Annotated in this window: 23 protein-coding genes; 9 read left to right on the top strand and 14 right to left on the bottom strand. The window is 60.6% G+C overall.

From position 1 onward, the window contains the following. Window positions 1–181: 181 nt before the first annotated feature. Window positions 182–1291 (bottom strand): serine/threonine protein kinase, encoded by a 1110-nt coding sequence (locus tag ACO08A_RS27040; RefSeq protein ID WP_422038944.1) that lies wholly within the window; start codon window positions 1289–1291, stop codon window positions 182–184. Between the two features lie 337 nt (window positions 1292–1628). Between ACO08A_RS27040 and ACO08A_RS27035 the strand changes: the two genes are divergently transcribed. Next, window positions 1629–2168, top strand: coding sequence for a heme NO-binding domain-containing protein (locus tag ACO08A_RS27035; protein WP_422038942.1), 540 nt, complete (start codon window positions 1629–1631; stop codon window positions 2166–2168). After that, on the top strand, window positions 2168–3898 hold the full coding sequence (locus tag ACO08A_RS27030; RefSeq protein ID WP_422038941.1) for an ATP-binding protein: 1731 nt from the start codon (window positions 2168–2170) through the stop codon (window positions 3896–3898). Before ACO08A_RS27035 ends, ACO08A_RS27030 begins: the two co-directional genes overlap by 1 nt. Window positions 3899–3912: 14 nt before the next feature. On the opposite strand, the gene ACO08A_RS27025 is transcribed toward ACO08A_RS27030, so the two are convergent. From ACO08A_RS27025 to ACO08A_RS27005, 5 genes are read right to left on the bottom strand one after another with little or no spacing between them, the layout of a single operon-like run. Next, a complete protein-coding gene (locus tag ACO08A_RS27025; RefSeq protein WP_422038940.1) occupies window positions 3913–5208 on the bottom strand; it encodes a TRAP transporter large permease in 1296 nt (431 codons plus the stop codon). Then, the gene (locus ACO08A_RS27020) at window positions 5205–5768 is read right to left on the bottom strand and encodes a TRAP transporter small permease subunit (protein ID WP_422038939.1); all 564 of its coding nucleotides are present in this window, start codon (window positions 5766–5768) and stop codon (window positions 5205–5207) included. Before ACO08A_RS27020 ends, ACO08A_RS27025 begins: the two co-directional genes overlap by 4 nt. Before the next feature lie 55 nt (window positions 5769–5823). Beyond that, window positions 5824–6819 (bottom strand): TRAP transporter substrate-binding protein DctP, encoded by a 996-nt coding sequence (gene dctP, locus ACO08A_RS27015; RefSeq protein WP_422038938.1) that lies wholly within the window; start codon window positions 6817–6819, stop codon window positions 5824–5826. Between the two features lie 42 nt (window positions 6820–6861). Next, on the bottom strand, window positions 6862–7515 hold the full coding sequence (locus ACO08A_RS27010; protein ID WP_422038937.1) for a GntR family transcriptional regulator: 654 nt from the start codon (window positions 7513–7515) through the stop codon (window positions 6862–6864). After that, window positions 7512–8378 carry a dihydrodipicolinate synthase family protein gene (locus tag ACO08A_RS27005; RefSeq protein ID WP_422038936.1) on the bottom strand — a complete coding sequence of 289 codons (867 nt, stop codon included), beginning with the start codon at window positions 8376–8378 and terminating at the stop codon, window positions 7512–7514. Before ACO08A_RS27005 ends, ACO08A_RS27010 begins: the two co-directional genes overlap by 4 nt. A gap of 89 nt (window positions 8379–8467) precedes the next feature. Here ACO08A_RS27005 and ACO08A_RS27000 point away from each other — a divergent pair, with 89 nt between their 5' ends. Continuing rightward, complete coding sequence (locus tag ACO08A_RS27000; RefSeq protein ID WP_422038935.1) at window positions 8468–9310, top strand: PfkB family carbohydrate kinase; 843 nt, start codon at window positions 8468–8470, stop codon at window positions 9308–9310. 57 nt (window positions 9311–9367) lie between these two features. On the opposite strand, the gene ACO08A_RS26995 is transcribed toward ACO08A_RS27000, so the two are convergent. Then, complete coding sequence (locus tag ACO08A_RS26995) at window positions 9368–10915, bottom strand: permease (RefSeq protein WP_422038934.1); 1548 nt, start codon at window positions 10913–10915, stop codon at window positions 9368–9370. Then, the gene (locus tag ACO08A_RS26990) at window positions 10912–11709 is read right to left on the bottom strand and encodes an ABC transporter ATP-binding protein (RefSeq protein ID WP_422038933.1); all 798 of its coding nucleotides are present in this window, start codon (window positions 11707–11709) and stop codon (window positions 10912–10914) included. Before ACO08A_RS26990 ends, ACO08A_RS26995 begins: the two co-directional genes overlap by 4 nt. 209 nt (window positions 11710–11918) lie before the next feature. Here ACO08A_RS26990 and ACO08A_RS26985 point away from each other — a divergent pair, with 209 nt between their 5' ends. Then, on the top strand, window positions 11919–13352 hold the full coding sequence (locus tag ACO08A_RS26985; protein WP_422038931.1) for a xylulokinase: 1434 nt from the start codon (window positions 11919–11921) through the stop codon (window positions 13350–13352). 120 nt (window positions 13353–13472) lie between these two features. Then, the gene (gene araD, locus ACO08A_RS26980) at window positions 13473–15203 is read left to right on the top strand and encodes an L-arabinonate dehydratase (RefSeq protein ID WP_422038930.1); all 1731 of its coding nucleotides are present in this window, start codon (window positions 13473–13475) and stop codon (window positions 15201–15203) included. Window positions 15204–15256: 53 nt separating this feature from the next. On the opposite strand, the gene ACO08A_RS26975 is transcribed toward araD, so the two are convergent. Next, complete coding sequence (locus tag ACO08A_RS26975; protein WP_422038929.1) at window positions 15257–16531, bottom strand: adenylate/guanylate cyclase domain-containing protein; 1275 nt, start codon at window positions 16529–16531, stop codon at window positions 15257–15259. A 150-nt stretch (window positions 16532–16681) separates the two neighbouring features. Between ACO08A_RS26975 and ACO08A_RS26970 the strand changes: the two genes are divergently transcribed. The 4 genes from ACO08A_RS26970 (at window position 16682) to ACO08A_RS26955 (ending at window position 19325) form a co-directional block, all read left to right on the top strand. Next, the gene (locus tag ACO08A_RS26970; protein WP_422038928.1) at window positions 16682–17395 is read left to right on the top strand and encodes an ABC transporter permease; all 714 of its coding nucleotides are present in this window, start codon (window positions 16682–16684) and stop codon (window positions 17393–17395) included. A 295-nt stretch (window positions 17396–17690) separates the two neighbouring features. Then, window positions 17691–17912 carry a hypothetical protein gene (locus tag ACO08A_RS26965; protein WP_422038927.1) on the top strand — a complete coding sequence of 74 codons (222 nt, stop codon included), beginning with the start codon at window positions 17691–17693 and terminating at the stop codon, window positions 17910–17912. Window positions 17913–17966: 54 nt separating this feature from the next. Further along, window positions 17967–18698, top strand: coding sequence for a HupE/UreJ family protein (locus ACO08A_RS26960; RefSeq protein ID WP_422038926.1), 732 nt, complete (start codon window positions 17967–17969; stop codon window positions 18696–18698). A 12-nt stretch (window positions 18699–18710) separates the two neighbouring features. Continuing rightward, entirely contained in the window at window positions 18711–19325 is a 615-nt protein-coding gene (locus ACO08A_RS26955; protein ID WP_422038925.1) for a transmembrane anchor protein, read from the top strand. A 70-nt stretch (window positions 19326–19395) separates the two neighbouring features. Here the strand turns inward: ACO08A_RS26955 and dmeF are convergent, their stop codons facing one another. The 5 genes from dmeF to ACO08A_RS26930 form a co-directional block, all read right to left on the bottom strand. Then, entirely contained in the window at window positions 19396–20409 is a 1014-nt protein-coding gene (gene dmeF / locus ACO08A_RS26950) for a CDF family Co(II)/Ni(II) efflux transporter DmeF (RefSeq protein ID WP_422038924.1), read from the bottom strand. Between the two features lie 200 nt (window positions 20410–20609). After that, the gene (locus ACO08A_RS26945) at window positions 20610–21770 is read right to left on the bottom strand and encodes a patatin-like phospholipase family protein (protein ID WP_422038923.1); all 1161 of its coding nucleotides are present in this window, start codon (window positions 21768–21770) and stop codon (window positions 20610–20612) included. A gap of 282 nt (window positions 21771–22052) precedes the next feature. After that, a complete protein-coding gene (locus ACO08A_RS26940; protein ID WP_422038922.1) occupies window positions 22053–23222 on the bottom strand; it encodes a trans-sulfuration enzyme family protein in 1170 nt (389 codons plus the stop codon). 43 nt (window positions 23223–23265) lie between these two features. After that, window positions 23266–24177 carry an ABC transporter permease gene (locus ACO08A_RS26935; protein WP_422038921.1) on the bottom strand — a complete coding sequence of 304 codons (912 nt, stop codon included), beginning with the start codon at window positions 24175–24177 and terminating at the stop codon, window positions 23266–23268. Next, the gene (locus ACO08A_RS26930) at window positions 24174–24887 is read right to left on the bottom strand and encodes an ABC transporter permease (RefSeq protein WP_421982728.1); all 714 of its coding nucleotides are present in this window, start codon (window positions 24885–24887) and stop codon (window positions 24174–24176) included. The genes ACO08A_RS26935 and ACO08A_RS26930 overlap by 4 nt, the downstream gene beginning before the upstream one ends. Between the last annotated feature and the right edge of the window lie 66 nt (window positions 24888–24953).

The following is a 24953-nucleotide window of genomic DNA, read 5'->3' as shown; positions in this document are numbered from 1 at the left end:
TGACGGCAATGCGGCATCACTGTCTGAAAGGCCAGCGCGTCCGCAGTCGGCATCAAACGGCGGGGTTCCGGCCACAAAGCCTGTCCATGCGGTCGCACCAAACCGAAACGCTCAGGGTCTTCACGGCACGGCAACCGGTCCGCAGGTCCTGTCTCCAGCGTCTGTGTGGGGGCACTCTTGGCTACTGGTTCGGAAAATAGTCTTCGCAACCACCTTCGCGGTACACATCGGCCGTACAACAGTGCAAACCGCCGCCAAAGGCATAGGCGTCGCGCAGTTCGACCTCGACGACTTCCATGCCCAGCTTGTCCATTTGCTCCGCCTGATAGACTTCGGACTTCTCGACACACACTGTCTTCGGATCGAGAACCAGCACGTTCATCGACAGCCAGACGCTGGAATAGCAAAGAGGCGGCGGCGCGTTGTGTGCGGGCTGGGCGGCATCCACGATCTCCCAGCCATTCGCTTCGAACAATCCGCGCTGTTCCGAAGGCAGGCGCCGTTGCGGGTTGTTCAGGATCAATCCCGGACGCAGCGGCGTGAACGTCGCGTCAATGTGAATGGGGTAGGGGTCTCCGGGAAAATTCACGGTATGGACGCGATGGTCCGGAAAATGCCGGCGCAGCCACTCAATGCCTTTCAGGTTCGTCGTGAAACCGTGCTGCACGACGAGATCCTTGCCGAAACGCAACACGTCCGCGGCATCGAACAGTGGCTCTTCTTCCGTCGTGACAAAGAACTTCTCGGCAGCCCACTGCAGACGCTTTTGCACGCCGATCTTCTCTGACAGGTAGTCCGGATGATAATCGGCATCGGTGAGCCGAGGCTTGGGCGCGGCCTCGTGCCGGAAATTCGGATCCTCATCCCAATAGCGCTGCAGCAGCGGGCGGTAATTCAGATATTCGAACCAGCGGCACCGATAGGACATCGTCGCCTCGAGGATTTCCGAGCCGACGGTCAGCAGCACATCGCGCGGCGGCATGCATCCGAACTGGCTGTCGGTGTGAAAATCGGGTGTCGTCGCAGGCAGCGAATGATCGATGGGAACCGGCCGGTCGACCCGGATTCCCCGCGCCTCCAGCTGGGCCGCGAACGTGTCCAGGAGTTCGTTGGCGCGATCGATCGTTTCCTGCGGGCGCCGTCCCCATTGTCCGCGCATGTCGCTGTCTTCGGGGACTTTCGCATCAAGTGCCGGTTCCTCGGGAGGAATATGGCAATCATCGGCGCGCCCGACGATGACGTGTTTCAAAGGATCCCATTCGTTCCAGCTACTTACGACCGTTTTATTCATTCTTTCCTCCGCCCGACAAGGGTCGCAGAAGATAGGAGTTTTCTTATATTTCGACAAGGCATCTTGAGCGCATCGGGCAACTTCTTTTTCACCGGCACAGGCCGGAGACAAGTCACGTGTTTCTTAAGTTTTCCCGTTCAAACTGCACAGACGTCATATGAGACAGCCGTCACTCGATGGCCTGCCTGCCGCGCTGTCATTGATCGCGGTCTCGAATGGCGTCGATTGAGGTATTTGACACTGTTGCAAAGCCTTCATTGAAAGTAGCGTGCGTATTGAGTTGCCGCGATGGTCCCTGGAAGGATCTCGCGGCGATCCGAATCAAGGGTGAGCATCCATGCTGGGCGTCGTTTTCACTGAGTTTATGGAGATGGTCGAAGACAAGTTTTCCTTCGACGTTGCCGACGAGATTATGGAACTGTCCGGGGTCGGAAGCGAGACCGGCTTCACCGCCGTGCAGGACTACGATCACAATGACATGGTCAAACTCGTCGCCGCCCTCCACAAGGTGACCGGCATTGATATCGATACACTGATCGTTGTTTTCGGCGAGCACCTGTTTGGACGCTTTACCGTGACACATGCGCATTTCTTCGAAAAAACGGAAAGCAGTTTGGATTTTCTACAGAAAATCGAGGAATACATTCACGTTGAGGTCAAGAAACTCTACCCGAATGCGGAGCTGCCGACCTTTCTGTGCGAACGGGTGGACGAGAACAAGCTGATCATGAACTACAGCTCCAAGCGTCCGTTCGGGGACCTGGCACAGGGGCTCATCCAGGGGTGCGGAGCGCATTTCAAGGAAAACCTGACGATTGAAAGGACGGATGAAAACGGTCCCATGAAGGTTCAATTCGTCATTAGCCGGGAAGCCTGATGAGCGAAAACCTCGAAGCATCCAAGTGGATCCGGAGATTTGAGCGGGAGCGGGCGGCGCGCAAGGAGGCCGAACGGCTTCTGGAACGCAAGAGCAGTGAGCTCTACGAGATCAACCAGACGCTCAAGGTGACCCTCTCGCAGCTGGAACGACAGGTGGAGGAACGGACGGCAGAGTTGCAGTCCGCCATGCTGGACGCCGTCTCGGCAAACGAGGCGAAGTCCCAGTTCCTTGCAAATATCAGCCACGAAATCCGCACGCCGATGAACGGTGTTATCGGCATGATCTCCCTGTTGCAGGAAACCGGGCTGTCGTCCGAACAAAAGCGCTATGCCGACGCGGTGCTTTCCTCGGGCGAGGCGTTGCTGACAATCATCAACGACATCCTCGATCTTTCGAAGCTGGAAGCCGGCCGCATCGACCTGTCCGAAGAGGTTTTTGATCTGCGAGGGGCTGTCGACGGCGTCATCGAAATCCTGACGCCTGTCGCACTCGCCAGCAACACCGAACTGGCGTGTCATATTGCTCCGTCCGTGCCGTCCAGGGTCATCGGCGATCCCGGTCGGTTCCGGCAGATCCTGATGAACCTGATCGGAAACGCGATCAAGTTTACGACGAAGGGGGCCGTCGTTCTCAGGGTTTCACAGGCCGCGGAAGTCAAGGAACTGCGTTTCGAAGTGGAGGACACCGGCATCGGGATTGAATCCGACCGGCTGCCCAGGTTGTTCGACAAGTTCTTTCAGGTCGATCAAAGCAATTCGCGCCGTCACGGCGGAACCGGTCTGGGACTGGCGATTTCCAGGCAGCTGGCCGAGTTGATGGGAGGCCGGATCGGGGTAGAGAGCAAATTCGGTGCCGGCAGCACCTTCTGGTTCCAGATACCGTTCCCGCCGGTTCACGCAGGTCCCGAAAAGAGCAACCGACTGACCCGGATGGCTCATGGCCGCATCGTTTGTTTCAGTGCGCTTGTACCTGTCGCCGGGGTGTATGCCGAGACACTGGAAGACCTCGGTTTCACGGTTGATCATGCCCGGTCGGTGGAGCAGGTCCGAGAGCACCTGGCGACGCATAGCTACGAGGCTGTCTTGGCAAGTGCCGTGAGCAGCGCCCAACTGGATGACCTTCTCCTATTGGAACCGGACCGGTGCGCGCCGGTTCTGTTGGCCACGACAACGGATGCCGCGCCGTCTCGGACGGCTTCGAACCTGGTGATCCTGCCCAAACCGCTCGCGCATGACAGCGTCGCAAGGGCACTGATGCCGGACGTATTCACCGAGAGGTTGGTAGAGAAGCGCGGGACAGTTTCCGATCCAGGTGTTGCCGGCGGGGACACGTCAGGCGAACGCCCGCTCAAGGTCCTGATCGTTGAAGACATCGTCACCAATCAGCTGGTCATGTCGGGCTACCTGAGCACCCTGGGGCATGAGGCAGACATTGCAGCAGATGGCCGGCACGCGCTCGCAGCTGTTCAGGAAACCGGGTACGACCTCGTTTTCATGGACATGCAGATGCCTGACATGGACGGATTGGAGGCCACGCGGGAAATACGCAAGCTGCCCGGTGCGGCGTCGAAGGTTCCGATCGTCGCGATGACGGCAAATGCGATGGCGCAGGATGAGGAAAGCTGCCTTCAGGCGGGCATGGACGGGTTCCTGTCGAAGCCGGTTCGCATTGACCAGATTCGCGCAACCCTTGCGCAGTTCGCCGCTGCTGCAACGGACAGGCGGTGATCCGGCTTAGGCTTTCAACCCGCGTATCCGAACACCTGCGGCAGCCAGAGCACAAGCCCCGGAAACAGGATCAACGCGGCCAGCGCTGCCAGCAACACGCCCAGAAACGGCCAGATTTCCCGGATGATTTCGTTGAGCGGGATGCGGGTGACCGCGTTGATGACGAACAGAAGGATACCGTAGGGCGGGGTGATCAACCCGATCATGCAGTTCACGACCGCCACGACACCGAAGTGAACCAGGTCGATGCCGAGTTCGCGGCATGTCGGTATGAACAGCGGAATGATCACGAGGATGATCGTGGTGGCATCCAGAACGCATCCAAGAAGCAAGAGCAGAACATTCACCATCACCAGGAAAGCCAGTGGGTGGATGTCGAGACCGACCAGCTGCGCCGCCAGGATCGTCGGAATGTTCTCCGAGGCGACGACGTAGTTCAGGATCAGCGCACCGCCGATCACGATGCCCACCGCCGCAGAGGAGCGCGCACTCTCCACCAGGATGGTGTAAAGCGTGCCAAGTGACAGCGCCCGATAGAACAGCCCCGCAAGGATAAGGGCATAAAAGGCGGCGACCGCGGCCGCTTCGGTCGGGGTCGTGACGCCGCCATAAATGCCGTAGAGGAGGATCGCGGGCATCAGGAGCGCCGGGAAGGCGTTGACCGTCAGGCGCGGCAACTCGACCAGGGGAACCGCGGGCTCCAATGCGAAATTCCGGCGGTGTGACAGCCAGATGTTGAGCCCCATCAGGACCGCTCCCATCAACAGGCCCGGAACGATCCCGCCCAGAAACAGATAGCCGATCGAGGTGTTGGAAACGAGTGCGTAAAGCACCATCGGGATCGAGGGGGGAATGATCGGCCCGATGGTGGCGGAGGCGGCGGTGATCGCGGCGGCATAGCCGCGCGTGTAGTGGCCGCTCTTGGTCATCATCTCGATGATGATCTTGCCGATCCCCGCCGCATCGGCCACGGCGGATCCCGACATTCCGGAAAAGATCAGGGACGCCACGATGTTCACGTGGCCCAGCCCTCCGCGGAAGCGACCGACAAGGGCAATGCAGAACTGCAGCAGCCGATCGCTGATCGTGCCTGCATTCATAATGTTCGCGGCGACGATGAACAGGGGAACAGCCAGAAGCACGAAGCTGGAATAGAGCCCGTCCATGAGAACTTTGCCGGCAAGGCCGATGTCCTGTCCCGCGGCGAACAGATAGACGAGCGAGGAGATCAGGATGGCATAGGCAATCGGCGCACCCATTCCCGCCAGCAGAAACAGCGTTCCAAGGCACAGCAGAAACTGAACACTCATTCGCCAGGCCTCGTGTCATCGGAGCCGGCCGTTTCCGGCACGCCGTACCGGAAGGCCTGCCACACGATCCAGAAGTAACGCGCGGAGACAGCAGTGAGAAACAGCATGTAGACCACGTAAAGGTCGCGCATCCTGATGCCGTCCCCGAACAGGGAGGAGAGGGTTGCGGTCTTCTTGAGCCTCAGGATGTAGAACTTGGCCCAGGTCGGTTCGATCGAGATCGCCAGCCCAAGGGCGATGCAGAGACCGAAAAAGATCACGAAGATGCGCCGTGTCCCGCGGCTGACCCGGCTGTACAGGATGTCGAAACGCACATGGTCGCTCTCGCGCACCACGAAGGCATTGCCCCAGAAGACCAGCCAGAGCCACAGGACCAGGCAAAGCTCCAGCGTCCAGCCAAATCGTGTCGGTTCCAGAAAGGGAAAATAGTCCGGCAGCCATTCCAGGCGCGCCGAGTAGCGGATGAAAATCTGTAGGACGAAAGTCAGGAACATGACGGCCATCATGGCAGCCGCGACGGCCTGGGCCGCGTGTTTCAGACCTGCTGCAATCTGTTTCATGAGTGCCGTTCACCAATGCGGGCAAGGGCGGACTTCCACCCTTGCCCTGCGCGGGTCAGTTGCCCAGTGCGTTGATCTTGTCCAGAACACCATCGGGCCAGGAAGCCGCGAATTCCGAACCAACGTATTGAGACTGCACGTGTTCACGGAAGGCTTTCAGGTCCGGCTCGTAAATCGCAAGGCCCTGTTCCTCCAGATACGACACCAGATCGGCTTCTTTCTGCAGTTGGGCCTTGCGGCCGCTTTCGGCTGCAGCCTCCGCCGCAGCCTGGACTTTCGCCTGCTGTTCGGGGGTCAGTTCATCCCAGACGGCTTTGGAGAACGCCACATAGTTCAGGTCCACCAGATGCGAGGTCAGGGCGATCTGGTTGGTGACTTCGAAGAACTTGGCATCCACGACAGTCGGCAGCGGGTTGTCCTGTCCATCGACGGAACCGGTCTGCAAGGCGGTATAGACTTCCGTGAAAGCCATGGGGGTCGGGTTTGCCCCGAGGGCCTTGCCAAGGAACTGCCAGGCATCGGTACCTGGCATGCGCAGGTTCACGCCGGCAAGGTCGGCCGGGGTCATCACCGTCAACTCATCCTTGGTCTGCCGCAGGTTTACGTGGCGGCGGCCCAGATACATGACGGCAAGGAGCTTCACGCCGAGTTCGTCTTCGACCTTCTGCTTGAAGGGCTCCATCAAGGGATCGTTGAAGACCCGCACCTGGTGATCCGCGTCCTGATGCACATAACCGGTCGCAAAGATCGAAAACTCGGGGAAATACTGCGCCAGTTCCTGGGCGGATGCGATCGACATCTCCAGGTCGCCCGATGCGATGGCCTCGAGCTCCGAGTTCTGCTTGATCAGAGATGCGTTGTAATGCGGTTCGTATGTCGCAAACTCCGCCACCTCCGGTGCGAACACCTCGGCCAGGGCCACCGACCGCTGGTCGGTTTCCGATGCCGGCGTCGACATGCGCAGCGTAACCTTGTCGGCCGCCACTGCGGACGCAGTCATCGCCACAGCCGCCAATGCGGCCAGGCCACTACGGAAAAAAGAAGATTTCATTGCACTTCCTCCTCTGTCATTGCGGTTGCCCCGCATTTGTCGTCAGACCCCGAGGGCCCGGCGTTTTGCGCTGTCCACATGTGCGTGCACAGCTTCAACCGTTTTCTCCACGTCGCGAATTTCGAGAGCGTTGATGATCACCAGGTGTTCGCTCATGACGGACACCACCAGTTCCGGCAGCATGCGTGTGTCGGAGTTTCTGATCAGACGTATCTTGATGGCGTTGACCCGGTGAATATCGGAAATGATCCGATTGCCGAGGGCATCGATGACAAAATCGTGGAAGGCCCAGTCCATGTGCTGAGCGCGCGACAGCAAGTCCGGCGTCACGCCGTGTTCCGCTTCCCTCAGGATTTCGCGATGTTCGCCGGCGATGCGTTCGATGTCGGCATCGGGAGCATTCCTGCAAAAGGCCGCAAAGGCCTCGCTTTCGATGATCCTGCGGAGCTGGAAGGCATTGCGGATCAGTTCCAGGTCTATGCTGAGAACTTGGAGCCCCCGCTTGGGCACCGTGCGGATCAGACCATCTGCCTCCAGCCGTGGGATCATCTCGCGTATTGCGCCCAGGGGCATCCCCGTGAGCTCGACAAGTTCCCGCTGGGAGACGATCTGACCGGGCTGGATATCGCGCGACAGAAGCTTTTCGGTAAAGCTGGAATAGGCGTCATCGCGCAGGCGTCTTGCGGACCTGTTCATGCGGCCATGCCCTTTCCTTCCAGCGCAAGGATTTCGGATTTCTGCTCCGCACTCAAGCCGGTCAGGGGCGCCCGCACATTTTCCCAGGCCGGATCGTCCAAGGCGTCTGCAAGCAGCACTTTCAGGGCCGGGATGACAGGCAAGGCAATGATGCGGTCCACCGTTTGCGACAGCATCGGATCCTCGGTGGACGAGGCGAGCAGGTTGCAAAGCCGTTCGGGATAGAGATTGGCAACGCCCGTGATCGATCCGACACAACCCATTGCAACACCCTTGTGAAGCAGGCGTTCGTCGCCGAGCAAAACCGGCAGCGACCTGCTTTCCAACAGGCGCACGGCGTTGGCCCAGTCTCCGGAACTGTCCTTGATGGCGATGATCCGTTCGGGATAGGCACCCTTGAGACGCCAGGTGAGGGGGCATGAAATGCCGACACCCGTTACTTGTGGAATGTTGTACAGAATGATCCCGGCTTCAGAGGCGCTGAGAGCCAGCAGCTCGGCGAACCACTGAAAGATCCCGTCTTCCCCGGCATCGCTGAAATAGCAGGGCGGCGGCACCAGAAACCGCGTGATCCCGGCGCGCAGTCCCTCGTCGATCTGGGCAGCGACATCCGCTGCGGCCGATCCGTAGACCCCCAGCACGATCCGGTCGGCAGAAAGGCCCGTGTCGAGCAGGGCGCTGATTCCCTCGTGCCGTTCGCTGGCGGCAATCGAAGCCCCTTCGCCCGTGGTGCCGAACAGCGTGACACCGGCAACACCCCGGTCGACCACCGAGGCCGCGTGAGCGGCGAGCCGCGCACCGTCGATCGACCCATCGGCTGAAAATGGGGTCAGCAGAGCTGTCAGGATGCCGTATTGTGCCATTGGTTCCCCTGAATTGAACCCGTATATGATACATGACATTTTAACCATGTACAGCCTAACATGTTACAAGAAAAATCTGGAGGGCCGCCATGCCGACCGTGATCTGCGCAGGTTTGATAACTTTGGATGCGGTATACGACCTGTCGGCTTATCCGGCCGAAGGCAGCAAGGTGAGGGCAGATGCCGCCCGACTTGTTCCCGGAGGCGGCGCGATGATCGCCGCCACGGCGATTGCGCGGTTGGGCGGGCGGGGCCGGCTTGCCGGTGCCGTGGGTGACGATCAGTTCGGTCGATATCTTCGTGACCAGATGAAGCTGCGTGGAATTGACGACACTCTGGTGCAAACCGTCCCGGGCGAGACAACATCCCATTCGGCGGTGTTCGTCACCGCGTGCGGAGAACGCACCATCGTCAATCAGAGACCGGACCGGTTACTCGACAGGAAACTGACGCACGATGTCTCCGGCTTTGACGCCGTTCTGGCGGACACGCGGTGCTTCAATCTGGCAAGAGGATTGTTTGAAGCAGCCACGCGGCAGGGCAGGCCGGCGGTTCTGGACGGGGAGGCCCCGCTGCCGCTCGACCTCCTGCCGTTTGTCAGCCATCTCGCGCTTTCCGAACAGGGGTTGGCTGAATTTGGCGGAAGATCGCTCGGCGGGATCGCCGCAAAACATGACTGCTGGGCGTGCGTGACGCGCGGAGCGGCCGATGTTGAGGTGCATGACGGCAGCCGGTTTGCGCCACCACAGGTGACGCCATTGGATACCCTGGGAGCAGGCGATGTCTGGCATGGTGCCTTCGCCCTCGCGCTAGCAGACGGGAATGATGAGCCGCACGCCGTGAAATTCGCAAACGCGGCGGCTGCGCTGTTCGTCTCGCGCATTGGGGAAGAGCGATTCCCGACCTGTGAGGAGGTCGAGGCAAAACTCTGAATCATCGCGGTTCCCGCCCCGGATCGCACCGGAGCAAGGGGAACGGATCACCACCCCTCAGGATGCTGCGTTGCGCTTCGGCCGGATACTCCTGGCGATGCCGAGCACGATCAGGAGCAGGAGGACGGGAAAGAGCGCCAGCGGGCTTCCCGCCGCGACGAGGGCCGTGCCGGCTGCACAGGAAATGGACGCAGCGGCCTCCGCGAGCGTCGAGGCCTTCGAAGCGACCTGCCTGCGCCGGAAGGTGGAACGGCTGGCTTGCGCGCGGAACCAGAGCTGAACAAGGATCGCGCTTGCAGCGGCGATCATTGCACCGGTGAAGGTGACCACGGCACCCCAGGGCGAAAGGAGCGCCAGACACACAGCTATCGGCAGCAGGATCGCGGCGACAAGCATCAGAACCGACAATACCTTTGCCCACAGGCGTGTAAACGCGGAGACGGGGGCCGTTGCAATCAGGTCGGGTGCATCCTCTCCGGAGATGGTCAGCCAGGCGAGGCCGCCGGCAAGCTGCCCGACGGCCATGACAACAACCGGCGCAACGATCACCGAAATCTCGGTCTTCTCGCCAAAGCTGACCCAGAGCATCACGGCCGGCGGGATGAGATAGAGAACCTGCATCAGCGTCTGGGAAACCAGCCACGGGTCGCGGGCGATCAGCTTGAGTTCCTTGTGAACGAGCGCGCCGAGCGGCGCGTAACCGCGAAACGCCCGTTCGGTGGCGCGTCCGCGCGAAGTCTTTTCCGTGATACCGAGTGCCGACACCACGAGACGTCGAAACTGTACCGAGCCACGCCAGGCACCCACGGCAAAAATCATCGCGGATGCGGCAAGCAACACAAGAACGGCACTGCTCTGCCCGGCGACCGCGTGTGCGGGAAACCACCACGCGGAGCCTGCAGCCGGCGCATGTATTGCCAGGAAGGCCGGATCGAACAACGAGAAACGGGACATCGACCCGAACGACAGGATTGCAACAACCTGCATGCCGATCAGGAAGGCCGCACCGACCACCGCTGCCAGGATTTGCGCGGCAAGGCGCGTGCGCTGCGCGCCGATCGTTCCGAACAGCGCGAGCGTGATCAGGACGCCCGCCCCGGTTGCGGTCAGCGACACGGCCAGGAGAACCGCATATCCCGCGAGCCAGCGCGCCCCGCCAAGCGCTACAGCAATGTTGAGGAACGGAGAGATGACCAGCGCCGACATCCCCCAGCTTGTCAAAGCCATCATCCCGATGCGCACGAGAAACAGATCGCGGGAGGGTGCGGGGGAGGAAAGGATCAGGTCGAGGTCATCGCGCGCGTAGAACGCGCGCGTCACCGACTCCATTGCCTGTGACAGCATCATTGTGAAGCTGAGCACGACCGTAACCGACAGCATTGCAAGGGCTGCCTGATCGAGCACGAACCCCTCGGTCAACCGGGGGGACAGCACGGCATACGCGATCAGATGCATGATCGCGTAGAACAGGCTCATGCCGATCAGTGCGCGCCGAAGGCTGGTGTTGCGCCAGCCTGAGAACATCCAGGCCCAGTCGCGCCAGGCGAGCCGCAATTCATGCCGCGAAAAGCGCAGCAGGGCGGAATGTGCCGCCAACTGGCTCATGCTACTTTCTCGCCAAGGCGGCCTGTTTCGAGCGTCTGAACGCTGCCGTCGGTGTCGCCGCCGACGATCTTCAGGAAAATATCCTCAAGCGAATTCCCGTCGGCGCTTGCCCGCTCGCGCAACTCTTCCAGCGTTCCTTCCGCAACAAGCTGTCCGCGCGCGATGATCCCGATCCGGTCCGCCATGCGCTCCGCGACTTCGAGGATATGTGTCGTCATGATGATCGACACGCCTGTCGCAACCAGGCCGGACAGCACCTTTTTCACCTGCCGTGCTGACCCGGCATCAAGTCCGGTGAGCGGTTCATCGAGAATGATCAGACGCGGTTCGTGGATCAGCGCACCGGCAAGCGCCACCTTCTGGCGCATGCCCTTCGAGAAGCCGCCGCAGCGCTCGTTGGAATGGGGGGCAAGTCCGAAGGAGTCCAGTAGCGTGTCGGCCCTGAAACGCGCGTGGTCCGGCCCCATGCTCCACAGTCCCGCGACGAATTCCAGATATTCCAGCGGTGTCAGCTTGTCGTAGACCATGGGTTCGTCCGGAACCCAGGCCAGGATCTGCTTGGCGGCAACCGGGTCCGCAAAGGCGTCGATGCCGCAGATGCTGACGGAGCCCGCATCAGCCTCGAGCAAACCTGCGACCATCCGCAGCGTCGTGGTTTTGCCCGCACCGTTCGGACCCAGCAAGGCGTAGAACTCGCCGCTGCGCACCGTCAGCGAAAGATCGTTGACTGCGGGTTCACTGAAGCGCTTGTGCAGATTGAAAATGTCAAGGGCGGCGGTGCTGGAGGACGGCATCTGTCTCTCGTCTGAGTGCGGTTTCGGCCAGACTAGCGGAGGGACCTTTCGCGACGGTAAAGCCGGTCCTGCCTCGTGCCGTGTTACGAGGTGCGCGAAACAGGCCGCCTGTCACCGGCGCCATGCGGCTTGTTTCAACATTGGCCCCCGGGGTATCTGTGTCCCACTGGCAAAGCGAAAACAAAGGCCGGATCGTGAACGATTTGCTCTTGGGAATTGATCTTGGGACGACCTCCGTCAAGGCCGGCGTTTTTGCGTCCGACGGCACGCAGCTTGCCGGGTTTGCCAAACACTATCCGACACGCCGTCCTTCCCCGGGCATTTGCGAGCAGGACCCTGCCGACTGGATACGGCTCATTGACGGGGCCATGGAACAGGTTCGTGCGGCCGGCCTCGCCGGTTCGGTGCGCTGCGGCGCATTGACCAGTCAGGTCAATACCCATGTGTTTGTTGATCGGGTCGGACACCCGCTCCGGCCTGCCATCCTCTGGCAGGACACGCGCGCGACACAGGAAGCGCGGGAGTTGAACGCCCGCATGAGCGATGCTGAAAGGACTGCGATCCTTGGCGCACCGATCCCGATGGATGCGTCTCATGCCCTGGCCCGGATGCTCTGGGTCAAGCGCCATGAGCCCGGGACATGGGACAGGACCGCCCATGTTCTGCTGCCGAAAGACTACGCGCTGCTTCAGTTGACCGGGGAGCTTGCAACAGACGCCTTGTCGAATATCGGACTTGTCGGATTGGACGGGAACTACGCCCTGAACATCCTCGACCTTGTTCCCGGCGCCGTCGACCGCATGGCGCCGCTTCGCTCGATGACATCGCTGGTCGGTGAAAGCCGGGACGGTATCCCGCTTGCCTTGGCCACGATGGATGGTTGGGCCGGTCTGGTCGGGGCAGGGGCCTGCCGCGAAAATGCGTTCGCCTATCTGAGTGGCACCAGCGAGATCCTGGGGCTGTCCGGTCACACCGTCACGCACGCACCGGGTGTCGTCGTTTTTGCAGAGGCGCAGGGACTGCGGCTGCACGCCGGACCCACGCAGTCAGGTGGCGCGTCGCAGCAATGGTTTTGTGATGTCGCGGGATTGACCATCCCGGAGATGGCACGACTGGTTCAGGACCGGCCCCGGTCCCGTGCCCCATTGTTTCTGCCACAGTTGGCCGGCGAACGCGCGCCGGTCTGGAACGCAGATCTGCGCGGGGCATTTCTGGGGCTGGAGGCCGGAATGCGGACAGCCGATTTCGCATGTGCAGTCTATGAGGGCGTCGCCTTGTCCGCCCGCCATGTTCTTTCCGCTCTTGAAGCCTCAGGCGATACGCGCGCGCTTTGTCTGACCTGCGCGGGCGGCGGCTTCAGGTCCGACATCTGGGGCCAGATCCGCAGCGATGTCCTTGACCGGCCGCTGCAGCGCCTTGCGCTTGGCGAAGCGGGCGTTGTCGGTTCTGCCTGTATTGCTGCGGTTGCCTCCGGCATGAGCGAAACACTCGCAGAGGCGCATGCGCCATTTTCAAGAACCGACAAGGAATGGGAACCCGATCCAGCCCGCCGGGCATTCTATGATGAACTCTTCGAAATCTATCTCGAGGCCCTGAAAACAACGGAAAACCTCGGCAAACGTCTGAATGCCCTGCACCCCTGATCCAGTCTTCCTGCCGGACATGCTCCGCCATATTGGGCAGTCATACAAAAATGGCGACCGGGACGGCAGAACCGGGTGCTTTTGTGTTTGAATAGCGGAAATAGAACGAGAGTTGCATCCATGACCAAACGCCCAGAAGATCTTCGCTCTGCCCGCTGGTTCGCGCCTGATGACCTGCGGTCCATGGGGCACCGGTCGCGCGCTATGCAGATGGGGCTCGACGGCGCGGACTGGCAGGGCAAGCCTGTCATTGCGATCATAAATACCTGGTCGGATCTGTCCCCGTGCCATCACCATCTTCGCGACCGGGCGGAGTTCGTCCGGAAAGGGGTCTACCAGGCCGGCGGCATGCCGGTCGAAATGCCGGTGCACTCCTTTTCCGAGCAGTTCCTCAAGCCGACATCGATGCTTTATCGCAACATGGGGGCCATGGAAGTGGAGGAGACGCTGAGGGCGCACCCGATTGACGGTGTCGTGCTGATGGGCGGGTGCGACAAGTCCACACCTGCGCTGGTCATGGGGGCGCTCAGCATGGGGCTTCCGTTCCTGTTCATGCCCGCCGGCGCCATGCTGCGCGGGAACTATGCCGGCCGCAAGCTGGGTTCGGGCACGGATGTCTGGAAATACTGGGACGAGCGGCGCGCGGGCACCATCGGCAAGGAGGAGTGGGACGGGGTTCAGGGCGGCATAGCCCGCAGCTACGGCACCTGCATGACCATGGGCACGGCCTCGACAATGATGTCGATTGCCGAGGCTTTCGGGCTGACCCTTCCTGGAGCGTCCTCCATTCCGGCGCCGGACGCTGCGCACAAACGCATGGCCGCCGCCTGCGGACGCCGCGTTGTGGAGATGGTCTGGGAGGATCTGACACCCGACAGGATCGTGACGCGCGCTTCGACTTCAAACGCCACGGCGGTTGCCATGGCGACAGGCTGCTCCACGAATGCGGTCATTCACCTGATCGCCATGGCCCGGCGCGCGGGCGTGGACTGGGGTCTCGATGATCTAGACCGCATCGGTCACGAGGTCCCGGTGATCGCCAACATCCGGCCGTCCGGCACCGAGTATCTCATGGAGGATTTCTATTATGCCGGCGGTCTGCAGGCCCTGATGAAGGAAATGCGCGGGAAACTGGATCTGTCGGCACTGACGGTGAACGGGAAGACGCTGGGTGAGAACATCGCGGCGGCCGAGAACCACAATCCCGACGTTATCCGGCCGCTCACGAACCCGGTCTATCACGAGGGTTCGCTTGCCGTTCTGCGCGGCAACCTCGCGCCCGATGGCGCTGTCATCAAACCGGCTGCCTGCGACCCGAAGTTTCACCGGCACAAAGGCCCGGCGATTGTCGCCGACAGCTATCCTGACCTGAAGCAGATCATCAACGACCCGGATTACCCGATGTCTCCCGATCACGTGCTGGTCCTGCGCAACGCGGGACCGCAGGGCGGCCCGGGCATGCCGGAATGGGGCATGATCCCGATGCCGCAGGCGCTCCTGAAAGACGGGCACCGCGACATGGTGCGGCTTTCCGATGCCAGGATGTCCGGAACATCCTACGGGGCCTGCATCCTGCATGTGGCCCCCGAAGCCTTCATCGGCGGCCCCTTGGCCCTGATCGAAACCGGGGACATCATCGAGCTGGACGTGCCGAACAGAACGCTGCGAGTCGACTTGGACGACGACGAGCTGGCCGCGCGCAAGGCCCGGTGGTCAGCGCCGGAGCCCCGCTACGAACGCGGCTACGGCCACATGTTTTCCAGGCATGTCGAACAGGCCGACAAGGGCTGCGACTTCGACTTCCTGCGAACCGATTTCGGCAAACCGGTTGCGGAACCGGATATATTCTGACGGCGAACGACTGCCAAAAGGCGACATCGGCAAAGGCGGAAAACGGACGGACGTCAGCCAAGCGGATCGAAGGAAAGGACTTCGACGTCTTCTTCGAAACCCCGCAGGGTGTGAGGTCCCAGCTTGCGGAACTGTTCTGAGACGAGACAAGCGAAATCACTGGTTGCCAGAAGGGGAACATCGAGCGACCGGGTCAAGCCTTCCAATCTACTGACCTTAGCGACAGATGAGCCTGTCACGGTAAAGTCCAGTCTTCTTTCGGTCCCGACATTGCCGTAGATGGCTGAGCCAACGTGCAGACCAATGCCGAAATCAGTCCGATCTTCAGGGGGCATTTCTTCGCGCCTCTGGAATGCCTCGCGGGCAGCCGACAACGCGGCCTCGCACATGTCCTCGGGCAAGCGCCTGCGTCCGTCGAACGGGAAAATCGCAAGCAGGCCATCTCCCACGAATTTAAGCACTTCGCCGCCGTGGTCATGAACTGCCCCTGCAACACAGTCAAAATACCTGTTGACTGCCGCAACATAGTCTTCCGGAGAAAGCCTTTGACTTAGAGCGGTGGAGCCGCGCATGTCACTGAACAGGAGCGCGCAATCGATTTCGCGAACATCGCCCCGCGATATCTGGCCGCTCAAAACGGACCGTCCGGAAATCCTTCCCAGGTACGCTTCCATGAGTTCCGCAGCCAGGAACTGTTCGGAAAATATGCGAACAGTGCCGAATAGCGGGATGGAGAGCCGGGCGAGGCCATCGATTTCGCGCTGCGTGAAGCCTGAGCGCTTCTTTGTTGCAAAGGACACAGATGCTCCGAGCATCCACTCCGTACCGCTGTCAAAGGTTATGGAGCGTTTCCCGAACGGAGCGGAAAAGACGAGATAGTCGGTCACACCCGACGCCGCGAGTTTTCGATATATCGGATACTTGTCATGGATGGACGGGTCCGTCAGATCGGCCCGAAGGAACGGAACCATTTCCAGTTCGCCGACCAGGCCGTCGGCCAACTCCCATATTTCGTTGTGCAGGAATTTTTTGGCGAGTTTGTCGGTGAGCTTGGTGTTCTCGCCGAACGGCGCCTGGTCGAAGAGGTCATCCGTTACCGAACTGCGCGGCAGGACACTCCAGTCGATGCGGTCGTTTGATGCGTCCCAGGTCGCATCAAGCAGCCCGATGACAGGATGCATCAGAAGTCGGCCCAGAGAAACACGCGCGACCGGAACGCCGCCATCAATCAGCCTGTGGCTTAGGTTCTCTACCAGGCCACCGACATCGCCGTCGAAGAAAGCCAGTCTTTGCAACCAGTTTGAAATGCGGTCGAAAACATCTGACATAACGATCTCCCCAAGCAGCACTTTGTTACAGCTGGTGTGTGATGTCATATGATTTATTCAGTGGCGCAGTTGCACAGATCCGCCATAGCAAGGTCGACAAGACTTGAAGTAGTTCAACTGCGAGACACCCCCGGTATCCGGAATGAAGAGATGATGGACCTGCTGGTCGCGTGGCAACGCTGGATTTACGAAGGGGTGCGGAGCTCGATCCTGGAGTTCGGCCAGTCGAGCGATGTCTGGCTGCTCCCGGGGATGATCGGAACCGGGATCGTGTTCGGCGCGATCCATGCGCTGACGCCGGGCCATGGCAAGAGCATACTGGCCAGTTACGTCGCGGGCTCGGAAAACGGGTTCATGCGGGCGCTGTCGCTCTCCACGGTTCTGGCGGCAACGCACGTTGTCACTGCGGTCCTGATTGCCTTTTTTGCAGCCCATCTGATGGAGCGGTCGTTCGTCGGCGGCGGGCGTGCCCCGGCTCTGGAGGTCCTGAGCCGCGCCATACTGGTCGCGATCGGTTTGTGGTTGCTCGTTCGCGCCGTTCGCGCCACACGGCGGGAAGGCCGTCACGAAGGAATCGGGGTCGCGTTGACGACCGGCCTGGTTCCGTGCCCATTGACCCTGTTCGTTGTCGTCGCGGCCTTGTCGCAGGGCGTTCCGGAAGCCGGGCTCGTGTTCGCCGGATCGATGGTGATCGGGATCGCGCTGACGCTCGGTCTGGTCGCTGTTGCTGCCGTGGTTGGGCGCCGGACCATATTGCAGACCGTTTCAGGCAATGGGGATGCCTTTGCGACCGTATCCCGGTTGCTTGATGCCGCCGCAGGCCTGCTCATCGTGCTCTTCGCCAGTCGCGATCTGCTGCAGTGAAAATCTCGGCGAGAACGGGACACCGACGCCGCGCTCAACGAACTTGGCTCTTGCAAACGCCTGTTGTTTGGCCATATTTCCCGCTAATTCAAAGAAGCAGGTCACGCAGCCGATTCATTCATTGGCGTTTCTAGGTGAACAGGAAGCCGACTTGAGCCGATTGAGGGTGAGAAAAAATCTGGTTTTGCGGAGGCTCCTGACGGGGCTGGTGTGCATTTGCCTGTGCGTCTGGACGACCGTTCCGTCCGCGTCTCACACACCGAGGATCCTGGAAACGGTCCAGGAACATTTTCAGATGATCGAAGACCACGGCCATTCACACGGGTTCGAGATCGATCTGCTGTGGGCCATGCATGGCCATCAGCACGACCTTGCGGACCATGACCACAACGCCGCTGTCCTTGTGAAGTCCGGCCCGAAATCCCCGCATGTGTTTGATAACTCGTCCTGGCGGCTGCCCGTCAGCGACGCGACCTCCGCGCTCACTTCCCCGCCGAAACGTCCTCCAAGGGGCTGACAGTTCGCCCGCCTCGGGCACGTCAAGAATCTGTCATTCACTTGGAAGGACCTTATGAAGCCTTATTCAATCACGGGGCAAACCAGGCTGTCGCATGCCTTGGTCGTTGCCCTTTCACTCCTGTTTCTGTGTTTTGCCGCAGGCATCCAAACAGCTGCCGCGCATGATGTAACCCCGGGCGACGCGGGTTACATCCAGGAAATCTGGGGTGTCCACATCATCCCGTTCATCTATCTCGGGGCCAAGCACATGGTCACGGGATACGACCACATTCTCTTCCTCCTGGGAGTCGTCTTTTTTCTCTACAGGATGAAGGAAGTCGCTCTCTACGTGAGCCTGTTTGCCCTCGGCCATTCAATCACCATGCTTCTCGGCGTCTGGTATGGCTGGGGCATCAATGCTTACATCATCGACGCGATCATCGGCCTGTCGGTGGTTTACAAGGCGCTCGACAATCTCGGTGCCTTTCAGACATGGTTCGGTTTTCAGCCGAACACCAAGGCCGCGACGTTCATCTTCGGACTGTTCCACGGGACGGGCCTGGCCTCCAAGATCCTGGAATACAGGATCTCCCCGGACGGCCTTCTGGCCAATCTGCTCGCCTTCAACGTGGGTGTCGAGATCGGGCAGCTTCTGGCCCTGTTCGTGATCCTCATTGTCATGGGATACTGGCGCAAAAGCCCGAAGTTCCTGCAACAGGCCAAAATCGCGAATATCATCATGGTTTTCCTCGGCGTGCTGCTGACCTACCAGCAGATCGCCGGTTACATCGCCAGCACGGCATGATTGGAGAGAGCAATGTACAACGCCCCCCAACCCAAACTCGAAGACCTGCCGAGCAACCGGCAGCTCCGCCGCATGTCGATCGTTGCCCTTATCGGTGCTGCCGCAATCGGCACCATGGTCTACCTGCCGGCCGAGTACGGCATCGATCCCACCGGGGTCGGCACTGTTCTCGGCCTCACCGAAATGGGCGAGATCAAGCAGCAACTGGCGAAGGAAGCCGCCGAAGACGAAAAGCTGCACGGTGCGGAGGGATCATCGTCCTTGATTGACGATGTCCTCGGTCTGTTCGTCTCGACTGCGCATGCGCAGGAGGCGTGGACCGACGAGGTGACCTTCACGCTTGAGCCTGGAGCTTACACCGAGATCAAGGCAACCATGGAGAAGGGCGCAACGCTGACCTACGCCTGGGTCGCAGACGGCGGACGGATCAACTTCGATCTGCACGCCCATGCAGGCGGGGAAAACGTGACCTATGAAAAGGGCCGCGGCCAGACCTCGGGTGAGGGCAGCTTCGAGACCCCGTTCGCGGGTGACCATGGCTGGTTCTGGCGGAACCGCGACAAGTCAGCGATCACGGTAACGCTGCAATTGCGCGGCGACTACAGCGGCATCGTCCGCAGCGACTAAGTCCTGCGCCACGCGCCCGTCCCGGCGGGCGCGTGGCACATCCTTGTTTTGTCCGGATATGTTGAGGCCGTCAGGCCGCCTCTTGCAACGCGCCGCAGCGGTGAACCTCCAGGCTCATATGCACGATGCCAAGATTGTCCGGGATGAGCGCCTTGTAGTGGCCCGGATTGCGCGGGGTATCGCTGACAATCACGACTTCGGCCGCATACTGGCTTTGTCCGATTGACCAGACGTGAATATCCGCGATCCGGTCGGTGTCATCTGCGAGCAGTGCGCGGCGCAGTTTCTCGACCTTCGGCTCTTCCGCCTGCCAGTCCAGCAGCACCTTCGCCGACATCCGCAACAGACCCAGGGACCAGTGAGCCACCAAGACGGCGCCAACGATGCCCATGATCGGGTCCAGCCAGGCAGCACCGGCAAATTTGCCTGCCAGCAACGCGATGATCGCGAGCAGGGATGTCAGTGCATCGGCAAGGACGTGAAGGTAGGCTGCCCTCAGATTGTGGTCCTTGTGGAGTTCGGAGGCTGTCTCGCCCTCTTCGTGATGATGGTGGTGGTGGTGCTCATGATGATGATCATGGCCGTGATCGTGCCCATGACCATGATCATGCCCGTGATGATGGTGAGGGGTCGAAGCCAGCAGCCAGGCGCTCGCACCATTCACGGCAAGTCCCAGAACGGCCACGAGGATCGCCTGATCGAAGCTGATCGTGACAGGATTGAAAAGGCGCTCGATGCTCTCCACTGCCATCACAACCGCGAACCCGCCCAGTAGGATCGCACTGGCGAAGGCCGCAAGGCTGTTGACCTTGCCGGTTCCGAACGAGAACCGCCGGTCGCTTGCGTGGCGCCGGGCATAAACATAAGCGGCGACGCTGATCCCCAGGGCAGCCGCGTGACTGGCCATGTGAAGCCCGTCCGCGAGCAGCGCCATGGAGCCGTAGTAAAGCCCAGCAACAATCTCCACGACCATGAAGACGGCGGTCACAAGCACGATGATCAGCGTGCGCCGTTCACCGGGGCGTGCCTTGTCCTGTCCGAAGACGTGGTCGTGCGTCCAGGATGACATGTCATGTGTGTGCATTTGAGTTCTCTCAGGTAAACGTGGCGGCTGTCAACGGGCCGGGTCAGGTCCGGGGCGTTCCCCGAATCCCTAGCACAAACACCGGCATTCTGTCCCCGAGAGCTCGATAAAGGCAGGATTGGCATTGGCCGGATACAGGGTGTGGATCTTCGGCAATTGATCGGGTGTTCGATTGGCAGCGGTCGCGCCGCACGCCGCGCCTAGAACACCCTTGGCCGGGACGTCTCCAGGTCGCGGCGCTCACCGGCACCGTAGCCGAAGTCGTAGAGCGCGTTCATGTAATCCTTGTCGAAGGGTTCCGTGCTGTCCTCGTCAAACTCGATTGGTATCGAAACGAAGCGCAGTTCGGCCCCGGTGCGGTCGGCGAAAAGCTGCAGCCGCTGGACATCGGCCTTTGTGCTGTATTTCAGCAGTGTTGAAAACGCACGGCCTGCCAGCGGTATGGTCTTGGCTTTCACAGGTCTGTATTCCGGGAGATATTTCCCGTTCGTCAAAATGAAAATCCGGCCCCTGCGCTTCGGAGTGTCGTTGAAGACGGTCAGGTTCAACGGGGCAAGGAACAGGTTTGTCGTCGTCGCGCCGTCCACATGCAGTTCGCTGTAGGTTTGACCGTCCGCCACAACGTCTATCTGAACCGGCGGGAACGCGCCGGGAATGGAGGCCGAGGCCAGCACGACCTTGCGGAACAGGTCGACGGATTCGACGGTTCCGGCTTCCGCGATTTGTCCCATGTCCCAGATCACCGGGCGCTGCGCTTCGATGTTTGTCGTGATCAGCGCCAGGCGCCGGCCACGCCGATGTTCCCTGGCAACCTCGGCCAGAAATTCCGGGGTTACGAATTCCGCGATAAGGCTTGCAAGAGGCTTGCTGTCGGTAACGGCCGCCCCGCTCAAAAGACCTGCGATGTAGTTCGGCTTTATGATGTCACGCGTGCTGTGGGTGGTGTAGAAGCGTTCCAGATCCGCATCGTATTTCGGTCCGAGAAACGCGAGCGGCGCAATGAGCGCACCCGTACTGACACCCGTCACGATTTCGAACTGCGGGCGGTCTCCGCGTTTCGTCCAGCCATTCAGATAGCCGGCCCCGAAAGCTCCGTTCTGACCGCCTCCGGACAAGACCAGGATGTTGACATCTCCGCTTGCCAGTCCCGAAGCTCTGATCTGCTTCTCGCGTGTCTTCAGTGTCGCGGAGTATCCGGGAGAAAACGCATCTGCCCATGTCCTTGCAGTTTCGAAATTCAGGACCGACGCACCTTCGACGAGGTCTTCCGGAAGCGGCTGGTGGGTTATTCCATTCCCGGCACAAGACGCAACCGCCAGAGAGATCGTCGCCAACAGGCAAAAGCGTTTGATTGTACTCACGAAATGATCTCGCCCAAAGATATGAAACGTCGAAATCCTATCACGTTGAAAATGAGGCGTCGTCGTCTGACAGCGCGATCAACAGGCACAACGCCCCGAACTTGCGCGATTTCGCCAGAAAATGTGAACTGCGCAGTCGTAGCAAGACGGGTTCAACGAACCGGTCGTCGCAGGCATCGGAAAAAATCGCAACAAGCCATCGCCGGCCTCGTAAGGCCTGCATGGGTGCCGAGGTGTCAGCAGCCACGTTGCACGCCGGACCTCACGCGTGTCTTCCAAGCCTCACTTGATCGCCGTCAGTGCCTGCTCGAAATCCGAAACAAGGTCGGCCTCGTGTTCAATGCCGACAGAGAGCCGAAGCAGGTTTTCCGGCACATTCGTGACGTCGCCCTCGATCGTGTGGCGGTGCTCAACGAGGCTTTCCGTACCGCCGAGCGACGTGGCGCGCTGGAAGACGTCGAGACTTCCGGCAACACGGAGCGCAGCGGCTTTGCCGCCCTTGACCTGGACAGACAGGAGCGAGCCGAAACCACCGGTCATTTGCGCCTTCGCAAGATCATGATGCGGGTGGCCGGGAAGCCCGGGGTAAAGGACATCGTCGACATTCGGATGCGTCTTCAGATATTGCGCCAGCGCCATCGCGTTGGCGTTCATGCGTTCGACCCGCAGCGCCAGCGTTCTGAGACCGCGCAGCAGCAGCCAGGCTTCGAATGAGCCGAGAATAGCGCCTGCTATCTGGCGTTCCTCGCAGATGAATGTCCACGCCTCGCTGTCGGCATCCCTGGTCGAAACGACACCGCCCAGAAGATCAGAGTGGCCGTTAAGCGCCTTGGTCGCCGAGTGCATGACAAGATCCGCACCGAGCGCAAGCGGCTTCAGGATCAGGGGCGTTGCCGCCGTCGCGTCGACGGCAAGCAGGGCATTATGCTCCTTGCACAGCTTTGATATCCGGCCGATATCGGCGACTTTCAGATAAGGGTTGCTCGGAACTTCCAGCCAGACCATGTCGGGCTTGGTGATCGAAATCTCGTCGTGAATGCTGTCGAAATTGCTGGCATCCGATTCCACGAGGACGATGTCGTTGCGCGCGCAGTGCTTGCGCAAGAACAGGGTCGTGCCCCAGTAGATACCGGATTGGACCAGAAGGGTGCCGCCCGGTTTGATACTGCGGACGATGGCCGCTATCGCCGCCATGCCCGATGCGAACAGGCGGCTTTCCGCACCGTCCTCCAGCGCGGCAATCAGCTTTTCCGCCTTGAGGTAGAGATCGTTGCTGTCGCGGCTGTAGATGTGCCCTGAGCGGATCGGTTCATAGTCTTCGTCGCGCACGAAGGTCGTTGCGGTCTGGATCGGCGGGACGACCGCTCCCGTCGCAGGATCGAACCCGCCGCCCGCATGGGCGAGGAGACTGTCAGGGTGAAGACCGGAATTCGGACGTGGTGACTTTGACATGTGACCTTGACGGGTTGTGACGCTTCCCGGGAGGCGACCGGCGTCAGCGTTTCAGGTGACGGGTGAGGCGGGCTTCGATCTTGTCCCACACCCGGCGAAGCGTTTCCACGATCATGAGATAGATGACCGCGGCCCAGATATAGGCCTGAAAGTCATAGGTGCGGGAATAGGCGCGCCGGGTTTCACCCATGATATCGTAGATCGTGATGATGGCCGCAATGGCCGATCCCTTGATCATGAGAATGATTTCGTTGCCATAGGGGCGCAGGGCCACCATGAGTGCCTGGGGCAGAATCACCTTGAAGAACGTGACAGGCCGCGTGAGACCCAGCGCGGCCGCGCCCTCCCACTGTCCGCGCGCAATGTTCTGGATCGCACCGCGCAGGATTTCTGCCTGGTAGGCGGCCGTGTTCAGCGAAAATGCAAAGACGACGCAGTAGAACGCGTCACGGAAGAACCACCAGAGACCGACGGACTGCAGTTCGGGCCGGAAGGACCCGAACCCGTAATAGATGAGAAAGGTCTGTGCCAGCAGCGGCGTTCCGCGGAAGAAGTAGACATAGGCATAGGCCGGCGCGGAAAAGATCCGCCATGATGACGACCGCGCCAGCGCGATCGGAATGGACAGCAGGGCTCCGAACAGGAGCGACAGGCCCACGATCTGCAGCGTGACCAGAAAACCCTCGACATATTTGGCGCCGTAGCGCTCCAGGAAGCTGTCGAATTCATGAGTTTCCAGACGCGCGTTCGCCCAGGTCGCCCAGTCGGCGGGAAGGTAGGGCCGAAGGACCTCCAGGATCGGTTTTTCGAGATTGCCGAGCAGATAGACGACCAGGGAGACGCCGGCGACGATCCACAGCGCCATGAGCACGTGACCGGCAATCCTGGCATTGGTCCAGGGCAGGGGGCGCGGAGGCGGCGGTTTCATGCCCGTTGTGGGATCAGGCGCGATCATCTTTGCACCTCACCGCGTTTGGACCAGCGCTCGATGCGCGTGAAGGCGGTTGAGGAAATCATCGCCAGGACAAGGTAGATCAGGCAGGCGAGGCCGAAGAACAGGAACGGTTCCTTCGTGACCCGCGCCGCGATGCTGGTTTCGCGCAGCAGATCAGAAAGGCCGATGGTCGAGACGAGGGCCGTGTCCTTCAGCAGGATCAGCCAGAGATTTCCGAGCGCGGGCAAGGCCAGCCGGATGAGCTGCGGCAGGATGATCAGTGCCATCGTCTGGAAGCGCGACAGCCCCAGCGCATAACCGCCCTCATATTGGCCCTGGGGGATGCCCCGGAATGCCGACAGAAACGCTTCCGAGGCGAAAGAGGAAAACACCAGCGAGAGCGCGATCATGCCCGCGACGAAGGAATTGACCTCGATATAGATGTCGAAGCCCATGAGCTTCAGGAGCTGCTGCAATCCGATCTGGACGCCGAAAAAGACCAGGAAGAGGGTCAGGAGTTCCGGTAATCCGCGAAAAATGGTCGTGTAGATATTGGCCGCCAGCTTGAGGCTCGGCTCGCTGGAATTCTTGGCGAGCGCAATCAGGAAACCGATGATCAGTCCAAAGGGCAGTGTGGCAAGCGAAAGCGAGACGGTGATCAGCACACCCTTGGCGATCGTGTCGCCCCAGCCATTTTCCCCGAAGGACAGCAGCGTCAAAGCTTCTTCCATAAGCCGGCGCTTCTTTCTTTTCTTGTCGTTGCTGGCCCGGCCACCCCTCTGGCCGGTATTGCGATT

It is taken from the genome of Roseibium sp. (assembly GCF_965232425.1).
Taxonomy (GTDB): Bacteria; Pseudomonadota; Alphaproteobacteria; order Rhizobiales; family Stappiaceae; genus Roseibium.
This window is presented reverse-complemented; position numbering and strand designations above follow the sequence as displayed.

Coding starts and splice junctions, on each gene's coding strand:
- ACO08A_RS27000 (WP_422038935.1), top strand. CDS start 8,468: ATGCCGACCGTGATCTGCGCAGGTTTGATAACTTTGGATGCGGTATAC.
- ACO08A_RS27025 (WP_422038940.1), bottom strand. CDS start 5,208: ATGAGTGTTCAGTTTCTGCTGTGCCTTGGAACGCTGTTTCTGCTGGCG.
- ACO08A_RS27020 (WP_422038939.1), bottom strand. CDS start 5,768: ATGAAACAGATTGCAGCAGGTCTGAAACACGCGGCCCAGGCCGTCGCG.
- ACO08A_RS26990 (WP_422038933.1), bottom strand. CDS start 11,709: ATGCCGTCCTCCAGCACCGCCGCCCTTGACATTTTCAATCTGCACAAG.
- ACO08A_RS26965 (WP_422038927.1), top strand. CDS start 17,691: ATGATCGAAGACCACGGCCATTCACACGGGTTCGAGATCGATCTGCTG.
- ACO08A_RS26955 (WP_422038925.1), top strand. CDS start 18,711: ATGTACAACGCCCCCCAACCCAAACTCGAAGACCTGCCGAGCAACCGG.
- araD (WP_422038930.1), top strand. CDS start 13,473: ATGACCAAACGCCCAGAAGATCTTCGCTCTGCCCGCTGGTTCGCGCCT.
- ACO08A_RS27030 (WP_422038941.1), top strand. CDS start 2,168: ATGAGCGAAAACCTCGAAGCATCCAAGTGGATCCGGAGATTTGAGCGG.
- ACO08A_RS26960 (WP_422038926.1), top strand. CDS start 17,967: ATGAAGCCTTATTCAATCACGGGGCAAACCAGGCTGTCGCATGCCTTG.
- ACO08A_RS26940 (WP_422038922.1), bottom strand. CDS start 23,222: ATGTCAAAGTCACCACGTCCGAATTCCGGTCTTCACCCTGACAGTCTC.
- ACO08A_RS27010 (WP_422038937.1), bottom strand. CDS start 7,515: ATGAACAGGTCCGCAAGACGCCTGCGCGATGACGCCTATTCCAGCTTT.
- dctP (WP_422038938.1), bottom strand. CDS start 6,819: ATGAAATCTTCTTTTTTCCGTAGTGGCCTGGCCGCATTGGCGGCTGTG.
- ACO08A_RS26975 (WP_422038929.1), bottom strand. CDS start 16,531: ATGTCAGATGTTTTCGACCGCATTTCAAACTGGTTGCAAAGACTGGCT.
- ACO08A_RS26995 (WP_422038934.1), bottom strand. CDS start 10,915: ATGAGCCAGTTGGCGGCACATTCCGCCCTGCTGCGCTTTTCGCGGCAT.
- ACO08A_RS27035 (WP_422038942.1), top strand. CDS start 1,629: ATGCTGGGCGTCGTTTTCACTGAGTTTATGGAGATGGTCGAAGACAAG.
- ACO08A_RS26970 (WP_422038928.1), top strand. CDS start 16,682: ATGATGGACCTGCTGGTCGCGTGGCAACGCTGGATTTACGAAGGGGTG.
- ACO08A_RS27040 (WP_422038944.1), bottom strand. CDS start 1,291: ATGAATAAAACGGTCGTAAGTAGCTGGAACGAATGGGATCCTTTGAAA.
- ACO08A_RS26935 (WP_422038921.1), bottom strand. CDS start 24,177: ATGATCGCGCCTGATCCCACAACGGGCATGAAACCGCCGCCTCCGCGC.
- ACO08A_RS26930 (WP_421982728.1), bottom strand. CDS start 24,887: ATGGAAGAAGCTTTGACGCTGCTGTCCTTCGGGGAAAATGGCTGGGGC.
- ACO08A_RS27005 (WP_422038936.1), bottom strand. CDS start 8,378: ATGGCACAATACGGCATCCTGACAGCTCTGCTGACCCCATTTTCAGCC.
- dmeF (WP_422038924.1), bottom strand. CDS start 20,409: ATGCACACACATGACATGTCATCCTGGACGCACGACCACGTCTTCGGA.